Genomic DNA, 16,820 nt, shown 5'->3' on the forward strand with positions numbered 1-16,820 from the left:
AAAAAACACCGAGGATTTCCCTCGGTGTTTTTTTACTTAAACCAACCTTTTTTATAAAACCAAGCCATCATTCCGCCGCCAATTAACGCCATTAAAATTAAGCAAATAAAATAACTATACTTCCCGCCAAGCTCTGGCATATGTGCGAAGTTCATGCCGTATACCCCTGCAATAAATGTTAACGGCATGAAAATAGTTGAGAAAACAGTTAATGTTTTCATAATGTTGTTCATATGGTGGGAATTCAACGAAAAGTAACTATCTCGAATATCTGCTGTTAATTCACGGCTTGCTTCAATCATCTCTGTCAGTTTAAGCAAATGATCATGTATATCTTTAAAATAAATTTCATGATCGCTTATACCGTAAAAACGTGTTGAATTTAATATACGATACAATAAATCACGCATCGGAATAATCGTACGCCTTAGCTTAGATAAATCCGCACGAATATCAAATACTTCTTCTAGCACGCTTCCTGCTGTCTCACCCGTTAAATTATCATCAATTGCATTTAAATGGTCTTCAATGTAATAAACAGGTGCGAAATAATCATCTACAATTTGGTCAACAATTGTATGTGCTACATGTAAAGGACTCTTCTTAATACGTTTCTTCTCACCGAGCGTTTTCCATACTCTTTCAATCGCATTATTATGAGAGAAATGGAAAGAGACTATATATCGATCACTAACAAATAAATCGATTTCATGCGGTTCTAATCCATCTTCTCCGAATGCATGAAGAACTAAAAAGTTATATCCATCATAAAAATCTACTTTTGGCCTCTGTACATATTCTACACAATCTTCAATTGCAAGGGGATGGAACTTGAAGTGATCTTGTAAAATATATGTATACTCCTCTTTCGTCGGCTTATATAAATCAAGCCAATACCATACAATGTTTTCTTTTTTCGTTTCTTCTAGCGAAACATCATATAAAACTTCATTTTTTTTCGTTATTGCACAAATTCTAATCATAATTTCACCCATTACTATTATAAACAAAAAATAGTAAAAAAAGCCAAGGAGAAATCTCCTCAGCTTTTTTTATCCCGCTATTTGCGGGCAGTAAGACCCCTACCTCAAAATTCAGCGAAAGCAAAGAAGTTCGGTGGGGGATCAACTGCCCGTAAAAGCCCGATTGGTGAAGGCTCATAATCAGTGGGGGATGAAGCCCCCCCACTGATTAAAGCTTCACTTTATTACTTCGTTACAATACCGTGTACTAAAGTTGGTGCATCTACGTGGTCTTTAGCGATTTTCATGTTCTCATAAATTTTCGCTTTTACGTCTTCAACATTTTCGCGGTTTGCGTAAATTGTAACAAGAGAGTCACCTTTTTTCACGCTATCGCCTACTTTTTTGCGAAGCATTAGACCAACTGCTAAATCAATTTCAGACTCTTTCGTTGCACGTCCTGCTCCTAAAAGCATTGCTGCTGTTCCGATTTCATCTGCAACGATTTCCGATACGTAACCGTCTTCTTTCGCTTCCACTTCAATTTTAAATTGTGCTTGTGGCAATTTAGAAGGATCATCAACAACAGAAGCATCGCCGCCCTGCGCCGATAAGAACGTTTTAAATGCTTCTAACGCTTTTCCATTGTTCATTACTTCAATTAATTTTTCACGTGCATCTTCTAAAGATGAAGCTTGTCCAGCAAGGTACACCATCTGACTTCCAAGTGTTAAACATAACTCTTCTAAATCTTTCGGTCCTTTACCTTGTAATGTATCAATTGCTTCTTGTACTTCTAATGCGTTACCGATTGCTTCACCAAGCGGCTGACTCATATCAGAAATAACCGCCATCGTATTACGACCAACGTTATTACCGATGCGCACCATTGCTTCCGCTAAACGCTTTGCATCTTCATCTGTTTTCATAAATGCTCCTGCTCCAGTTTTTACATCAAGAACAATTGCATCTGCACCAGCAGCAATTTTCTTACTCATAATCGAGCTTGCAATAAGCGGAATTGAGTTTACTGTTGCCGTGACATCACGAAGTGCATACAATTTTTTATCAGCAGGTGTTAAGTTTCCACTTTGACCGATAACAGCAATTTTATTTTCATTTACAAGACGCATGAATTCATCATTTTCAATTTCCACATGGAATCCTGGAACTGCTTCTAACTTATCAATTGTACCACCAGTATGTCCTAAACCACGTCCAGACATTTTTGCAACTGGTACACCTAAAGCAGCTACTAATGGACCTAATACAAGTGTCGTTGTATCACCAACACCACCTGTTGAATGCTTATCTACCTTTACCCCTTCAATGGCTGATAAGTCAATTGTATCACCGCTATTTACCATTGCCATCGTTAAATCTGCACGTTCTTGATCATTCATATCTTGGAAGAAAATTGCCATTGCAAGTGAACTTACTTGATAATCAGGAATATCACCATTTGTATATCCTTCAACAATAAAGTTAATTTCTTCTGTCGTTAATGCTTGTCCATCACGTTTTTTTGCAATTAGGTCCACCATTCTCATTGTGAGGTCACCCCTTCATTTGTTTTACAATTGCTTTTACTAATGCTAAGAAGTTAGCTTTAACACGTTCTGTCGTTTCAATTACTTCATCGTGGTGAAGTGGTTGATCTAAAATACCAGCTGCCATATTTGAAATACAAGAAATACCAAGTACTTTCATACCCGCATGACGCGCTACAATTACTTCAGGTACAGTTGACATACCAACTGCATCTCCGCCAAGTGTACGAAGCATACGAATTTCAGCAGGTGTTTCATATACAGGACCTGTCATTCCAACATATACACCTTCTTGTACTTTAATATTTAAATCTGCTGCAACTTGTTTCGCCATTTCGCGAAGTTCTGGCGTATATGATGTAGACATATCAGGGAAACGTACACCCATTTCAGAATCATTTGGTCCGATTAATGGGTTCGTACCCATGAAGTTAATGTGGTCTGAAATTAACATAAGATCGCCTGGTTCAAATGATGTATTTACACCACCAGCTGCGTTCGTTACAACAACTGTTTCTACACCTAGTTCTTTCATAACACGAACTGGGAATGTTACTTTTTGCATATCGTATCCTTCGTAGAAATGGAAACGTCCTTGCATTGCTACTACTGTTACACCTTGAAGTGTACCGAATACAAGTTGACCTGCATGTCCTTCTACAGTTGAAACTGGGAATTCAGGGATTTCACTGTATGGTACTGTTACTGCATTCTCGATTTCATCTGCTAATACACCTAGTCCAGATCCAAGGATTAGTCCTACTTGTGGTGTCTCTTGAAATTTCTCTTTTAAGTATGAAGCTGATTTTGTAATTAGTTCACGATTCATCTGTTTATCCCCCTATTTCTTTAGCTCGTTTAAGAAGCTTGTTCCATGTTCTGGCATTTTAACATTAAAGTTTTCTGCTACAGTTGCACCAATATCAGCAAATGTTTGACGAAGTGATAACTCTTGTCCGCCTTCTTTCATGCTTGGACTATATGCTAATAACGGTACATATTCACGTGTATGATCAGTACCGTAGTGAACTGGATCATTACCGTGGTCTGCTGTAATTAATAATAGATCATCTTCTTTTAGTTTTTCGAATACTTCTGGAAGACGTGCGTCATATTCTTGTAGAGCTTCTCCGTACCCTTGTGGGTCACGGCGATGACCAAATAATGCATCAAAGTCAACTAAGTTTAAGAAGCTAATACCTGTAAAGTCCATATTTAATGTATCTACAAGCTTGTCCATTCCATCCATATTTGATTTCGTACGAAGTGATTCAGTTACCCCTTCGCCATCATAAATATCAGCAATTTTACCAATAGCAATTACATCATAATCGCTATCTTTTAGTTCATTCATTACTGTGCGACCAAATGGTTTTAGTGCATAGTCATGACGATTTGGTGTACGTGTGAAGTTTCCTGGCTCTCCGACGAACGGACGAGCGATAACGCGTCCTACCATGTACTTCTCATCTAATGTTAATTCACGTGCGATTTTACAAATTTTATATAGCTCTTCAAGTGGTACTACTTCTTCATGAGCTGCGATTTGTAATACACTATCAGCAGAAGTGTAAACAATTAAAGAACCTGTTTCCATTTGTTCTTGACCAAGCTCAACAAGTACCTCAGTTCCAGAGGCTGGTTTATTACCGATAATTTTACGACCTGTCTTTTCTTCTAATTCATCAAGTAATTCTTTCGGGAATCCTTCAGGAAACACTTGGAATGGTGTATCAATGTAAAGGCCCATGATTTCCCAATGACCTGTCATTGTATCTTTTCCTGTAGATTTCTCTTGCATTTTTGTATAATATCCAAGCGGTTTCTCTACTTTAGAGATTCCTTTCATTTCACGAATATTACCAAGGCCTAATTTCACCATATTTGGCATGTGTAATCCATTCATATGTTCAGCGATATGACCAATTGTATCAGAACCTAAATCACCAAACTGCTCAGCATCCGGTGCTTCACCGATTCCCACAGAGTCCATTACGACTAGGAAAATACGTTTATATTTATTCATAACTGCAACCTCCTATATGTTCAGTTCTACTTCTTGTAGTATGTTCAAAACGCTATAAAGTGAAACTGTTATCAATGGGAATTATCTTTCGTCCTCATTATTAAACAGTACTGCTTTAAATCATTCTCTAACTTTTTCGTTTTACTTTCAAACGAATCAAAAACATTTCTAGGTTTTTCCAAGTCAGATGTCAGACATCTGATATTGATATCATAACATGTTTACGCTTTCTTTTTAATACATTTTCGTAGAATTCTTCATTTTCTTTACCCTTCTATTGTAATCCATTCTGCAAAGAAGTGCTAATCATTTCATGACTTTTTTCCTAAAATAAAAAGCAGCTCTAAAGAGCTACTTTTTATTTTACTTCTACTGTTTCTTCTTTATGTTCATGTAGTTCACCTTTTCTTACATGAACTTTCACTTTATAAGCACCATTCTCTTTGAAAGTATGTTTACTTTCATACTCCCCTTTATTCCCCTCTTTCGCCGGAATAAATTCGTGTTTTTCAACGCCGTCTTTCCAAATCTCAAGTTGTACTTCAGCACCAGATAACGCTTCTTCTTTTTGTTTTAAATGAACTTTCATTGTTGACTCAGCATTTGCTTTAATATCTCCAGCCATAAGATGTATCATCGTATCACTTTTATGATCCCCATGACCTTCTTCTTTTTTCGCATCTTCAACTTTTGCATTTCCCACAGCCACTTTTACTTCTGGCATAACATGCATTTCACGTGCATTTGTATGAGCAATAACATGATATACTCCATCCGTTTCGAATGTTTTTTCTACAGCATAAACACCTTTTCCTTTATGCTTAGCATTTAACATCTCGTGCTTTTCGTCGCCTGCTTTCCAAATTTCAAACTTTACATCATCAGCATCTGTTACTTTTTCTTTTCCTTGTGTAACAAGTGCTTGTACTTCTGTTTTTTCACCTGGTTTAATTTCTTTCGGATTCGTTTGAACTGCTACTTTTACAGCTTCAAGTTTCTGTTCTTTTTTCGGTTCTTCTTTGTTTGTATTACAGCCAGCCAATGCTAGCATCACGATAAATACCGTCATAATAAGTTTTTTCATCATCATTTCCTCCTTCATACTTTATTTAGTATAGAGGAAATACATTGTAATATTCTAGTCTTCCGCTGAAAACAATGTACGAAATGTTTGTGAAGTTTCTGTGAAATGGTTTGTTCTTCTTAATCTATGAAAAAAGAGCATAGTGACTATGCTCTCGGGTGAAACTGTTTATATACATCTTTTAATCTAGTTTTTGAAACGTGCGTATAAATTTGCGTCGTTGAAATATCTGCATGTCCAAGCATTTCTTGTACAGCACGCAAGTCTGCCCCGTTTTCTAATAAATGTGTAGCAAAAGAATGGCGTAACGTATGCGGTGTAAGCTCTTTTTCAATATTTGCTTCTTTCGCTAATCGTTTTAAAATTTTCCAAAATCCTTGTCTCGATAATCGATTACCATGATGGTTTAAAAAGAGTGCATCTACTGCTTTTTTACCCATCAATTCTCTTCTTCCTTTTTCAATATACTTTTGAATCGCTTCTGTCGCTAAGCTTCCTAATGGAATAATTCTTTCTTTATTCCCTTTCCCTATGCAGCGAACAAACCCCATCGTTAAGTGTACATCTTCTAAATTTAATGAAATTAATTCTGAAACACGAAGTCCTGTTGCATACAACAACTCTAACATTGCCTTATCACGAATCCCAAAAGCACTTGCCGTTTTCGGTGTTTGAAGCAATGCTTCCACTTCGTCGATCGATAATACTTTTGGTAATTTCCGTTCCCCTTGTGGCGTTTCAATATGTACCGATGGGTCATGCTCCACTGCTCGCTCACGAAGTAAAAATTGATGAAACGAACGAATCGATGCAATATGACGCGCCAATGTTTTTGAAGATTTTCCGTTTTCTTTTAAATGCTGCAAAAAGTTAACAATATGCAAGCGTGTCACTTCATGAAACGTCTTCGTTTGTTCTACATTTTGCAAATACTTCACATAGCTTTTCAAATCGCGTTCATAAGATACAACTGTATTTTTCGCTAAACCTTTTTCAACAATCATATAATGAATAAAATCTTTTAATTGATCTTCCAATCTACACTACTCCCCATTTTCATAGAAAAACATCATTCTATTTACGAAAGCATCCTTTTCCGGCTCCTCATTCCCTGATACTTTTTCTACAGTCTCTTCTTTTGGCTTTTCATAACGATGGTAACTTTCATATTCTTCATTTATCCATAGTATAGCGAAATAAAACAAAATCGTACAACTTGTAAATAATAAAAATACTTTCATCCCATCAAAAGTTAATTTTAAAGCTCGGCGCATTGTAAATTCCTCCAAAATATAAGTTATTACAACATATGCCAAGCTTTCACCAATTTATACCTTATTCAAATAAAAAACCTCTTCCTAGTTAAATAGGAAAAGGTTATTTTTCATCCGTTTCATTTTCTTGACAATTTTTACAAATCCCATGGAATGTTAAACGATGATCTTTCACCTTAAAGCTCCAGTCTCGTTCCACTTTATTCTCCACTTCACCAAGTAAATCTTCTTGTATTTCTTGTACAGCACCGCATTGTGTACAGATTAAATGATGATGGAAACGCTGTGCACCTTCTTGGCGTAAGTCATAACGCGAAACACCGTCTCCAAAGTTAATCTTATCGACAACTTTCAACTCAGACAATAACTCTAAAGTTCGATAAACGGTTGCTAATCCGATCTCTGGCGACTTTTCTTTTACAAGGAGGTATACATCTTCTGCGCTTAAATGATCTTCTTCATTTTCTAGCAGCACACGAACTGTTGCTTCACGTTGTGGTGTCAATTTATAGCTCGCTGCATGTAATTGCTTCTTAATTCGTTCAATTCTTTCTTCCATTCGGTACTACTCCCTCCTCGCCACTCTTACACCATTATATCAGAAGAAGGGCTCCTGTCAAAAGAAAAACAATAAAAACAAATTGATAATTATTCTCAAAAAGTATTTATTGTTTGTTAATAGCCTCCACAACTTCTTTCATTAAAACTGGTGATGCATACGCTTCGACACTGGAAGCAATAGCTAATACCGCTCCAATCACGAGAAAAAAGCATGTATAGCGAATTAATAACGGTAATAGTGGCTCAGTTATTTTCCGGATAAATTGATGCCTAATCATTCTCAAGGAAAAGCTTGCAGCAATTGTTGTCATTACGAGAAATACAGGAATTATAATTAAATTTTGTGGCAATACAGATACAAATGCTAATAATAGTCCATTCCATCCGTGCTGACTTACTAAAAAACCTACTGTAAATCCAACAACTACCCCTTTTAAAAATAGTAAGATAAAAATGAGCGGCAACCCAATAATTGAAATCCCCAAAATCCAAATAAAGCCGATATATTTTAATTGCGAAAAGTAACTTTCTCGAAACATTTCGCCCGCGACAGCAAATTCTCCTTTAGAAACTTGTCCAAAAAAACGCTGTAAATAAAATGATAAATCTTGCTTTTGGTTTATTTGTAAACTATTCACAAGAATCGCTCCAAATATTACTCCCATCAGTAATAAAACCGCATTAAATATATATAGTGAAGAATTTTCCTGTATGTGAGACATTACACGGTCTTGCCACGTTTTTCGCCACATTTTCCTTCCCTCCGTTCACACTCTTACTAAAAATGTATGAAAGAAAGAAAAAAAGTATGACGAATTAGCATTGAAATTCCGCTCTACTTTGCTAAACTAAAAAGTAGAGAATAGGAGGGATTTCTCTTGAAACCATTATTATTAGATTTTCCAACATTATTTCAAACTGAGCGCTTGCAAGTACGTAAGCCGTTTCCAGGTGATGGTACAGAAGTATATGAAGCAATCCAAGCTTCTCTAGAAAACTTATTACCATGGATGCCAATTACAGCTGAAACAGAAGAACGTGCTGAAGAAATTGTTCGCGAAGCTCACGGACAGTTTTTACTTCGTGAAACACTTGATTTCCACTTATACGATAAAGTATCTGGTACATTCATCGGAGCTATTACTCTCAAGCCTGAAAACTGGGATATTCCAAAGTTTTCACTTCACTTCTGGCTACATAGCGCTTATACAAAGCAAGGCTATATGACAGAAGCCATTAAAGGTGCGATTCAATTTGCATTTGATAAACTAGGTGCTAGAAGAATTGAAATTCGTACTGACGCAACAAATATAAACGCATGTAACTTAGCAGAGCGTCTAGAATTCATTTTAGAAGGTACAATGGAAAATGATTTCCTAGCACCCGATGGCAGCTTACGCGATGCACGTGTATATGCAAAAATCAACTAAAAACACTCGCCTTAGGCGAGTGTTTATTTTTGTAATTGTAAATATTGTACTGCAAACATCGTCTTAGCATCATGTATGCGAAGGTCTTTCATAAGATCAATCGCTTCTTCTAATGACACTTCCATTAATTCCACAAATTCATCTTCATCTAAAGCTTCTTTATTTTCTTTTTGTTTTAACCCTGTCGCTTTATATACATATAAAATCTCATCTGCAAAACCAGGTGATGTATAGAAAGATGTAATAAGCTCCATATTTTCACATACATATCCTGTTTCTTCTTCTAATTCACGAACTGCTGTTACCTCTGGCTTTTCCCCAGGTTCTAACTTCCCAGCAGGAATTTCCACAATTGCCTTTTCGAGAGCTTTACGATACTGCTCAACGAGTACAATTTTCCCCTCATCAGTAATAGCAATAATAGCAACTGCCCCAGGGTGATTTACGATTTCACGTTTACTCATTTCTCCATTTGGTAATACTACATCATCAACACGAACTTTTATAACTCTACCATCAAAAATCGGTTCAGTTTTTACTGTTCTTTCTGCAAGATTACTCATACTACTTCATCTCCCTGTTCTATTTCCTAATCGTTCTTCATACATTTTACCACATTGAAAGGAGCGTGATAGAAATGAAAGTTTACATTTTACCAAATCGCGTCACTTTAGTCGGCAAAGCATGGCAAATTCGTCATAAGCTAAAACAATATGGAAAAGAGTATACAACTGTACAAGAGTGGATTACAGCAAATAAAAAGTAAAAGTTTGTCAACCTCCTTTCCCTTTCGTACAATAAAGATAAGGAGGTTGACCTATGAAAAAACGTCAATTAGGAAACTCAGATTTATATGTTACGGAAATTGGATTTGGCTGTATGTCTCTCGGTACATCTGAGGCTGAAGCTATGCGTATTATCGATAAGGCAATCAATTTAGGAATTAACTTTTTTGATACAGCGGACTTATACGATTATGGATTAAATGAAGAATTTGTTGGAAAAGCTCTGAAAGGAAAACGCGACCAAATTGTTCTTACAACAAAGGTTGGAAATCGATGGACAGAAGAAAAAAACGGCTGGTCTTGGGATCCTTCTAAAGCTTATATAAAAGCCGAAGCAAAAGAGAGTTTACGTAGACTTCAAACAGATTATATTGATTTATATCAACTGCATGGCGGGACGACTGAAGATCCTATAGATGAAACAATTGAAGCCTTTGAAGAATTGAAAAAAGAAGGTATTATTCGTCATTATGGTATCTCTTCTATACGTCCAAATGTCATTCGTGAGTATGCAAAACGTTCAAATATCATTAGTGTATTAATGGAGTACAGCCTTTTAAATCGTCGTCCTGAAGAATGGTTCCCACTGCTTAATGAACATCAAATTAGTGTCATCGCACGCGGACCACTTGCGAAAGGCATTTTAACTAACAACAATGTAAGCAAGATAGAAAGAGTAAAGGAAAAAGATTACCTCTCCTATTCTTATGATGAATTAAATACAACACTCGCGAGTGTAAAAGAAATTATAGGAGAAAGATCTTTAACTGGATCAGCCATTCAATACTGCTTACATAATGAAAATGTTGCATCTGTTATACCTGGTGCAAGCTCTATTCAACAGTTGCAAGCAAATGTACATGCCGGGGAACAAACGTCGTTAACAAAAGAAGAATATACACAACTTCAGCAAATTGTTAAATTTGATACATATACATTACATCGTTAAAAAAACGTTACCGTACAGGTCATAGCTATCAAGTTAAAAAAGAAGGTGTCCCAAAAGCTCATTAAAAATGACCTTTTAGAGACACCTTCTTTGTATTGATCTTTATATGGGTGAGAAGTTGTTTCATGAACTAATTTAACGTTATGTTTATCTACCGAGAATAAACGACTATTATTTTTCTTATTTTGAACTAAAATCAATTGATTTGTAGAGTTCGGGCAACTTTCCCACCACTTTCTATAACCGTACAGATAGCGTTTTTATAACGTATCATATTTATCAGGATTCGTTCCTACATGTAAATTACGATTTAACGTATTAATTTGATCCATCTCTTCTTCAGTTAATGAGAAATCAAAAATAGTAAAGTTCTCTTTAATACGAGATGGCGTAACAGATTTAGGAATAGTCACAATCCCACTTTGAATATCCCACCTTAATATAACTTGTGCAGGTGACTTTTCATATTTTTTAGAAATAGCCTGAATAATTGGATGCTGGAATACTTCGCCGCCTCTCATTAAAGGACTCCACGCTTCCATTTGAATTTGCTCACCTTGACAAAAATCACGCAATTCAAATTGCGCTAACATTGGATGAAGTTCAACTTGGTTTACCATCGGCTTCACTTTGCAATTTGGTAATAACAGTTCTAAGTGATGTTTATGAAAATTAGAAACACCAATGGCACGCACTTTACCTTCTTCATATAGCTTTTCTAGAGCACGGTATGTATCAACATACTTCCCTCTTATCGGCCAATGGATTAAATATAAATCTACATAGTCCATTTGTAATTTCTTTAAACTTTTTTCAAACGCCTCGAGCGTCTCCTCGTACCCTTGATCGTCGTTCCAAACTTTTGTTGTAATAAACAAGTCTTCTCGCGGGATTCCTGATTCACGAATCGCCTCTCCGACACCGCTTTCATTTTCATATACAGTTGCTGTATCAATCGAACGGTATCCAAATTCTAATGCTGTTTTTACTGCTTGTTTAACTTCGTTGCCTTCTTTCGCTTTATAAACGCCTAGACCAATCATCGGCATTTTCACACCATTATGAAGTGTAGTTGTTGGAATATGCACACTCGTTCTCCCTTTCAATGTTACATTTTTTGTATACCACCACTTTATTTCAACAAGATTCATCCAAAAAGTCAAAACATACGTACAGTTTACATAATACTTTTATACACGTTATTTCCTTTCCATTCTTTCGCTTTTTCATCAACATTACGTACAAACTCATTTTTCCCTTCCGTATACATCGTGCCATCATATGTATATTTTTCCGCTAGTTCTTTCTTTAAAGTTGCATATGCCTCTGCTTCTTCACAATGAGCCATCATGTAATCACGAAACGATAAATGCCTTGTAATCTCAGGATTCCCTTTTTCAAATACGTGCAAGTGATACGAGCGTTTCTCCTCCGTTCCATGAATAAAAAAACGACGACCTGAAATACCATTTTCACCTTTCACGATGTAACCAAGCTCTTTAAATCGTTCATTCCAATGATCTACTCTGTCGATACTTTCTACTTCCATGATCATATCAATAATAGGTTTAGCTGCTAGTCCTGGCACTGACGTACTTCCAATATGATGGATTTTTACCGTTTCTGGCATCGCCGATTTTAATCTTTCGGCCTCCATTTGAAATTTCTCACTCCAATGATTTTCGTACGAAACGACTACAATTTTCCTCATTCTAACTCCCCTTTTCTTACAAACTCGTCAAAAAAATGATCAGCGGCATTTCACTGATCATCTTTTTATTATTTAAAGTCTTTCCAAGTAAGGCTACTTTCACTTAACAGTTCTTCAAATGATTTATTCTTTTCACGTTCTTTTTGTTCCTTACGCTTTCTTTCTTGTTCTGCTGCCTCTTTTTTCTCTTCTCTCACTTGCAACTCTTTTTTCTTATTCTTTAATTGTTGCATTAACGAATCGTTCAATTGATCACCTAGTGTAAGTGATTCTTTCTCTGGTTGATTCATTTGAGAGTGTCTTTGTGTTTGTCTTTGCTTCTTTTTCTTCATACTATTCACCTTTTACTTTTTTCTCCATTATAGAGGATACACGGTGAAATCGACAATAAAAAAGATACATGCCCCCGATTCTCTATTATTCTTTTTTTGTAAATATGTTAATTTTTCGAAAAAACTAAATTTTATGGTAGATATAATCCTAGTAATCTATTAAAATTATGTCGTATGATGTCAGATTATAAAAAAAGGAGAAATTAATTATGTGGAAAAAAATTATTCCTGCTGTTGCTGTTTTAAGCACCCTTACTTTTTCAAGCGTATTCGCCGCTCCTCCATCTCAGGCTCCTGCCGAACAAAACCGATACATAGACGTACAAATGCTTGGTATTAATGATTTCCATGGACAACTAGATACTGTAAAAAAAATTAACAATAAAGAAGCTGGTGGTGCTGATTACTTAGCTACTTATTTAAAAGAACGCAAAAAACAAAACCCTAATACACTTCTTGTACATGCTGGAGATATTGCCGGAGCTAGCCCACCAGTTTCTGCTTTATTACAGGACGAACCAACTATTGAATTTTTAAATGACTTAAAATTTGATGTTGGTACAATTGGAAATCATGAATTTGATGAAGGCATTGATGAAATGCGACGCCTTATTTATGGTGGATATCATGAAAAAACAGGGAATTTCAAAGGAGCAAACTTCCCTTATGTCGCTGCAAACTTCTATAATAAATCAACTGGCCGCTTATTTTTACCACCATTTACTGTAAAAATGGTAGATGGAGTTCCTGTAGGATTCATCGGAGTTGTTACAACGGATACACCGAATGTCGTTATGCCAACTATGCTAAAGAATGTACAAATTACTGATGAAGTAGAAGCTATTAATAAATCTACTCAGCAATTAAAGCGTCTCGGTGTTAAATCTATCGTAGTCCTTGCACACGTTGGAGGTACAACTGATGACACTGGTGTAACAAACGGTGACCTTACTCGCATTGCAAATGAAACAGATCCCGAAGTTGATGTTATTTTCGGCGGACATAGTCATACGTACGTAAATGGTACTGTAAATAATAAACTCATCGTACAGGCGAACTCTTACGGAATGGCTTTCTCGGACGTAGATGTAACAATTGATAGAAAAACAAAAGATATTGTGAAGAAAAAAGCTGAAGTTATCACAACATATCATGAAGGTGTAGAACCTGATAAACAAGTAAAACAAAAGTTAGATCAATATAAAGAAAAAATTGCACCGCTTGTAAATGAAGTTGTCGGAAAATCTACAGCACCTATCGACCGTAAACAAAACGATGCTGGTGAATCTACCCTTGGAAATTTAATTGCCGATGCACAGCGCCAAACAATGCAAACACAAATCGCTCTTATGAATCCTGGTGGAATTCGCAATGATCTAGACGCTGGAGATATTACATGGGGCGAGTTATATGGTATTCAGCCTTTCGGAAATCAATTAATTAAAATGGATTTAACAGGTCAAGATATTCGTGAAATTTTAAATCAACAATGGCAAAAAGGAACAACGAGAATGCTCCAAATTTCAGGTATCCAATACACTTGGGATGCAATTAAACCAAATGGTGAAAAGGTTACGAATATCCGTTTAACCAATGGTGAAGAATTAGTTTCCACGAAAACGTATAGCGTAGTTGCAAATGCCTTCCTAGCTTCTGGCGGCGATGGATTTGTATCCTTTAAAAATGGAAAAAATACTGAAACTGGTCCAAACGATTTTGAAGCATTAGTCGATTATGTAAAACAAGTGAAAGAACCAATTCAGCCAATTATTGATGGACGTATTCAAAAAATCAACTAAATACTATTCAAACTAGTGCGTGACACTCGAAAGAAGAAGCTCCTTTTTATATGCAAGGAGCTTCTTCTTTTAGAGTCATACGTATTGTCATTCTTCTAGTGCAGTAAAGGATAAGCACATAGCCCCTTGTTTCCTCGTAGTATATAGAAAACTATAATAGGAGGGTTTGTATGTATTTCTATCCAAACAATGACGATACATTATATCGACAAAATGACAAACTCATTCGTAGTATTGAGAAAGCAATTAATGGAGAATATAGCGCCATTCATTGTTATGCTAAATTAGCTAATTTAGCTCCAGACATAAATGAACGAAATCAAATCCTTGAAATTCGGCAAGATGAAATAAAACATTTTCACCAATTTGTACAAATCTACACCCTTTCAACCGGTAAAAACCCTCAGCCCCAAATCACTGAAGAATGTCCAACTCTTTATTTGAACGGATTAGAATTCGCTATACAAGATGAGCAACGAACAGTTGATTTTTACTTAGAAATTGCAGACGAAACGACAAATCAACAAGTGAAAGAAACATTTCGGCGCGCAGCAGCTGATGAACAAAATCATGCCGTTTGGTTCCTATATTACTTTTCGAAACAAAAAATGAAATGAAATAAGACAAAAAGGATACACGCTCTTATATGGAACATAGTATCCTTTCTTTTATTTCTCTGGATACGTTTCATGATTAACATCATACCGTTGCAAAAATTCATGTAGTGCTTCTTCTACAATTTTAGACTTTTGAATCCCTTTCGATTCCGATATAACATCTAGTCTTGCTAATACTTCTATATTAATCGAAAAGGTTCGTTTCTTTTTCTCTGTGCTCTTACTTATAATTTGAACACTTATTTCTTCTCTTTTTCTTAGCAATTCATAAATGCTTTGTAATTGTTCATAAATTAGTAATTGATAGTCTGTTTTTGCATATTGAAGGGCAGTAGCTTCTTGGATTTGCAAATGACGTGGCTCTTCACCATCACCTATAAAGATACGTTTTTTCTGCTCTCCATCATATTCATATCCAATCACCCTTAACTTCTTTGATAATGTATATGGGCTCATTTCAAGCCGTTTCGCTATAATAGCGATTGATTCGCGTCTATTTAAAGAATCAATAATTTCTCCAATCGTCACATTCTCCCTCCTCTCTTAATCGCCTAAACTTGAAATCAAACCAGTATGTTATGATACAATGATTTTCTAGTAGTATATGCAAAAGAAAGAGCCTGTGCGATTCATACCATTTAAGAAAAGGAGGTTTACATATGCTTTTTCGTAGCTATACACCACAGTTTTATAACGAAAAGAAGCAATTAATCCCTAACAGTATCGCTACGATAGAAAGCGTTATGATTAATGACCGGAAACAATCTCTCCTTATACGCGGACAAAACGTGGAACAGCCTATTTTATTATGCTGTCACGGTGGACCTGGTATGGCACAAATCGGCTTTATTCGTCATTTTCAAAAAGAGTTAGAAAAGCACTTTATCGTTATTAATTGGGATCAACGCGGGGCAGGTAAATCCTTTTTATGGCGAGATATCCAAACAAATTTTACGATTGATCAATTTATTTCAGATGCAAAAGAAGTCATTCACTATCTTCTTAGACGCTTTAAAAAACAGAAATTGTTTCTCGCTGGGCATTCTTGGGGGAGTATTATCGGACTGCAAATCGCTAGTCAATATCCCAAATATATAGAAGCATACATCGGCATCGGTCAAATCGTACATATGAAGCAAAACGAAGAATTACTATACCGACATTTAATTAGCTCTGCAAAAAAACATGACCATAAAAAGGCATTAGCTTCTCTTTTAAAGTTAGGGAAACCACCCTTTTTAGATACGAGACGTCTCATTATTCAAAGAAAGTGGCTTGGTACATTTGGCGGAGCAATACAAAACGGATCTTCCTTTTCTTTCATACGAAAAGGTTTCTTTTCTCCTGAATATACGCTATTAGACTGGTTCAAATTTCTCGCAGGAAATTTAAAATCCGGAGTTTTATGGGAAGAGATGCTAACAATCGATTTCTTTTCGTCTATTTCAAGTTTATCTGTTCCTGTTTATTTTTGTTCTGGTCGCTATGATTATCAAACTCCTTATGCACTCGTTCAACAATATTGCGATATCATTCAAGCTCCTATTAAAAAGATGGTTTGGTTTCCAAACTCGGCACATTCTCCAGATTTAGAAGAGCCTGAACTATTCGCCAAATCTTTACAATCAATTAAACAAGAACTATCTTTTCAACATACATAACGAAAGGCTCTTTTACATTTCATAGAAAACATTTTATAATGATATGTCGCAAGTATATGTCACTACAAACACTTGCTTG

20 protein-coding genes are annotated in these 16,820 nt (G+C 35.9%); 6 read left to right on the top strand and 14 right to left on the bottom strand.

Annotation, left to right across the window (positions count from 1 at the left end; all coding sequences use genetic code 11):
• Positions 1-32: 32 nt before the first annotated feature.
• The 9 genes from corA to spoIIM form a co-directional block, all read right to left on the bottom strand.
• Entirely contained in the window at positions 33-995 is a 963-nt protein-coding gene (corA, locus tag NSQ47_RS13955) for a magnesium/cobalt transporter CorA (RefSeq protein WP_002160605.1), read from the bottom strand.
• A 212-nt stretch (positions 996-1,207) separates the two neighbouring features.
• The gene (locus tag NSQ47_RS13960; protein ID WP_002160604.1) at positions 1,208-2,512 is read right to left on the bottom strand and encodes a pyrimidine-nucleoside phosphorylase; all 1,305 of its coding nucleotides are present in this window, start codon (positions 2,510-2,512) and stop codon (positions 1,208-1,210) included.
• A gap of 7 nt (positions 2,513-2,519) precedes the next feature.
• A complete protein-coding gene (locus NSQ47_RS13965) occupies positions 2,520-3,341 on the bottom strand; it encodes a purine-nucleoside phosphorylase (RefSeq protein WP_001078443.1) in 822 nt (273 codons plus the stop codon).
• A gap of 12 nt (positions 3,342-3,353) precedes the next feature.
• A complete protein-coding gene (gene deoB / locus NSQ47_RS13970) occupies positions 3,354-4,538 on the bottom strand; it encodes a phosphopentomutase (RefSeq protein WP_002111633.1) in 1,185 nt (394 codons plus the stop codon).
• 358 nt (positions 4,539-4,896) lie between these two features.
• Complete coding sequence (locus NSQ47_RS13975) at positions 4,897-5,625, bottom strand: FixH family protein (protein ID WP_341037171.1); 729 nt, start codon at positions 5,623-5,625, stop codon at positions 4,897-4,899.
• Positions 5,626-5,768: 143 nt separating this feature from the next.
• Entirely contained in the window at positions 5,769-6,659 is an 891-nt protein-coding gene (gene xerD, locus NSQ47_RS13980; protein WP_002111635.1) for a site-specific tyrosine recombinase XerD, read from the bottom strand.
• Between the two features lie 6 nt (positions 6,660-6,665).
• Positions 6,666-6,896 carry a YqzK family protein gene (locus NSQ47_RS13985; RefSeq protein ID WP_002088473.1) on the bottom strand — a complete coding sequence of 77 codons (231 nt, stop codon included), beginning with the start codon at positions 6,894-6,896 and terminating at the stop codon, positions 6,666-6,668.
• A 103-nt stretch (positions 6,897-6,999) separates the two neighbouring features.
• Complete coding sequence (gene fur, locus NSQ47_RS13990; protein WP_000392654.1) at positions 7,000-7,455, bottom strand: ferric iron uptake transcriptional regulator; 456 nt, start codon at positions 7,453-7,455, stop codon at positions 7,000-7,002.
• A gap of 106 nt (positions 7,456-7,561) precedes the next feature.
• Positions 7,562-8,209, bottom strand: a complete 648-nt coding sequence (gene spoIIM / locus NSQ47_RS13995) for a stage II sporulation protein M (RefSeq protein WP_002111637.1) — start codon at positions 8,207-8,209, stop codon at positions 7,562-7,564.
• Between the two features lie 126 nt (positions 8,210-8,335).
• Between spoIIM and NSQ47_RS14000 the strand changes: the two genes are divergently transcribed.
• Complete coding sequence (locus NSQ47_RS14000) at positions 8,336-8,887, top strand: GNAT family N-acetyltransferase (protein ID WP_341037174.1); 552 nt, start codon at positions 8,336-8,338, stop codon at positions 8,885-8,887.
• 23 nt (positions 8,888-8,910) lie between these two features.
• On the opposite strand, the gene NSQ47_RS14005 is transcribed toward NSQ47_RS14000, so the two are convergent.
• Positions 8,911-9,450, bottom strand: a complete 540-nt coding sequence (locus NSQ47_RS14005) for an NUDIX hydrolase (protein ID WP_341037176.1) — start codon at positions 9,448-9,450, stop codon at positions 8,911-8,913.
• Between the two features lie 74 nt (positions 9,451-9,524).
• On the opposite strand from NSQ47_RS14005, the gene mciZ reads away from it, so the two are divergent.
• Positions 9,525-9,653, top strand: coding sequence for a Z-ring formation inhibitor MciZ (mciZ, locus tag NSQ47_RS14010; protein ID WP_000870295.1), 129 nt, complete (start codon positions 9,525-9,527; stop codon positions 9,651-9,653).
• Positions 9,654-9,706: 53 nt separating this feature from the next.
• Entirely contained in the window at positions 9,707-10,621 is a 915-nt protein-coding gene (locus tag NSQ47_RS14015) for an aldo/keto reductase (RefSeq protein WP_341037178.1), read from the top strand.
• A 260-nt stretch (positions 10,622-10,881) separates the two neighbouring features.
• Here NSQ47_RS14015 and NSQ47_RS14020 read toward each other — a convergent pair whose 3' ends face one another.
• The 3 genes from NSQ47_RS14020 to NSQ47_RS14030 all read right to left on the bottom strand — a co-directional run bounded on the left by NSQ47_RS14020 (position 10,882) and on the right by NSQ47_RS14030 (position 12,664).
• Entirely contained in the window at positions 10,882-11,709 is an 828-nt protein-coding gene (locus tag NSQ47_RS14020; protein WP_016106094.1) for an aldo/keto reductase, read from the bottom strand.
• An 89-nt stretch (positions 11,710-11,798) separates the two neighbouring features.
• Positions 11,799-12,332, bottom strand: coding sequence for a GrpB family protein (locus NSQ47_RS14025; RefSeq protein ID WP_002111645.1), 534 nt, complete (start codon positions 12,330-12,332; stop codon positions 11,799-11,801).
• Positions 12,333-12,400: 68 nt separating this feature from the next.
• Entirely contained in the window at positions 12,401-12,664 is a 264-nt protein-coding gene (locus NSQ47_RS14030; RefSeq protein ID WP_002014945.1) for a YqkE family protein, read from the bottom strand.
• A gap of 209 nt (positions 12,665-12,873) precedes the next feature.
• On the opposite strand from NSQ47_RS14030, the gene NSQ47_RS14035 reads away from it, so the two are divergent.
• Together NSQ47_RS14035 and NSQ47_RS14040 are read left to right on the top strand one after the other, a co-directional pair.
• Positions 12,874-14,463 carry a bifunctional metallophosphatase/5'-nucleotidase gene (locus NSQ47_RS14035; RefSeq protein WP_078172861.1) on the top strand — a complete coding sequence of 530 codons (1,590 nt, stop codon included), beginning with the start codon at positions 12,874-12,876 and terminating at the stop codon, positions 14,461-14,463.
• Positions 14,464-14,633: 170 nt separating this feature from the next.
• Complete coding sequence (locus tag NSQ47_RS14040) at positions 14,634-15,080, top strand: ferritin-like domain-containing protein (protein ID WP_002111648.1); 447 nt, start codon at positions 14,634-14,636, stop codon at positions 15,078-15,080.
• Positions 15,081-15,131: 51 nt separating this feature from the next.
• On the opposite strand, the gene NSQ47_RS14045 is transcribed toward NSQ47_RS14040, so the two are convergent.
• Positions 15,132-15,608, bottom strand: coding sequence for a ribbon-helix-helix domain-containing protein (locus NSQ47_RS14045; protein WP_002067020.1), 477 nt, complete (start codon positions 15,606-15,608; stop codon positions 15,132-15,134).
• A gap of 131 nt (positions 15,609-15,739) precedes the next feature.
• Here NSQ47_RS14045 and NSQ47_RS14050 point away from each other — a divergent pair, with 131 nt between their 5' ends.
• A complete protein-coding gene (locus NSQ47_RS14050) occupies positions 15,740-16,741 on the top strand; it encodes an alpha/beta fold hydrolase (protein ID WP_002111650.1) in 1,002 nt (333 codons plus the stop codon).
• Positions 16,742-16,820: the final 79 nt, after the last annotated feature.

The organism is Bacillus sp. FSL R10-2780, assembly GCF_038006125.1.
GTDB classification, from domain to species: Bacteria; Bacillota; Bacilli; order Bacillales; family Bacillaceae_G; genus Bacillus_A; species Bacillus_A cereus_U.

Bases quoted from the DNA above. Each gene is read 5' to 3' on its own strand.
- corA (WP_002160605.1), bottom strand. From the start codon at position 995: ATGGGTGAAATTATGATTAGAATTTGTGCAATAACGAAAAAAAATGAA.
- NSQ47_RS13960 (WP_002160604.1), bottom strand. From the start codon at position 2,512: ATGAGAATGGTGGACCTAATTGCAAAAAAACGTGATGGACAAGCATTA.
- NSQ47_RS13965 (WP_001078443.1), bottom strand. From the start codon at position 3,341: ATGAATCGTGAACTAATTACAAAATCAGCTTCATACTTAAAAGAGAAA.
- deoB (WP_002111633.1), bottom strand. From the start codon at position 4,538: ATGAATAAATATAAACGTATTTTCCTAGTCGTAATGGACTCTGTGGGA.
- NSQ47_RS13975 (WP_341037171.1), bottom strand. From the start codon at position 5,625: ATGATGAAAAAACTTATTATGACGGTATTTATCGTGATGCTAGCATTG.
- NSQ47_RS13985 (WP_002088473.1), bottom strand. From the start codon at position 6,896: ATGCGCCGAGCTTTAAAATTAACTTTTGATGGGATGAAAGTATTTTTA.
- fur (WP_000392654.1), bottom strand. From the start codon at position 7,455: ATGGAAGAAAGAATTGAACGAATTAAGAAGCAATTACATGCAGCGAGC.
- spoIIM (WP_002111637.1), bottom strand. From the start codon at position 8,209: ATGTGGCGAAAAACGTGGCAAGACCGTGTAATGTCTCACATACAGGAA.
- NSQ47_RS14005 (WP_341037176.1), bottom strand. From the start codon at position 9,450: ATGAGTAATCTTGCAGAAAGAACAGTAAAAACTGAACCGATTTTTGAT.
- mciZ (WP_000870295.1), top strand. From the start codon at position 9,525: ATGAAAGTTTACATTTTACCAAATCGCGTCACTTTAGTCGGCAAAGCA.
- NSQ47_RS14015 (WP_341037178.1), top strand. From the start codon at position 9,707: ATGAAAAAACGTCAATTAGGAAACTCAGATTTATATGTTACGGAAATT.
- NSQ47_RS14025 (WP_002111645.1), bottom strand. From the start codon at position 12,332: ATGAGGAAAATTGTAGTCGTTTCGTACGAAAATCATTGGAGTGAGAAA.
- NSQ47_RS14030 (WP_002014945.1), bottom strand. From the start codon at position 12,664: ATGAAGAAAAAGAAGCAAAGACAAACACAAAGACACTCTCAAATGAAT.
- NSQ47_RS14035 (WP_078172861.1), top strand. From the start codon at position 12,874: ATGTGGAAAAAAATTATTCCTGCTGTTGCTGTTTTAAGCACCCTTACT.
- NSQ47_RS14040 (WP_002111648.1), top strand. From the start codon at position 14,634: ATGTATTTCTATCCAAACAATGACGATACATTATATCGACAAAATGAC.
- NSQ47_RS14050 (WP_002111650.1), top strand. From the start codon at position 15,740: ATGCTTTTTCGTAGCTATACACCACAGTTTTATAACGAAAAGAAGCAA.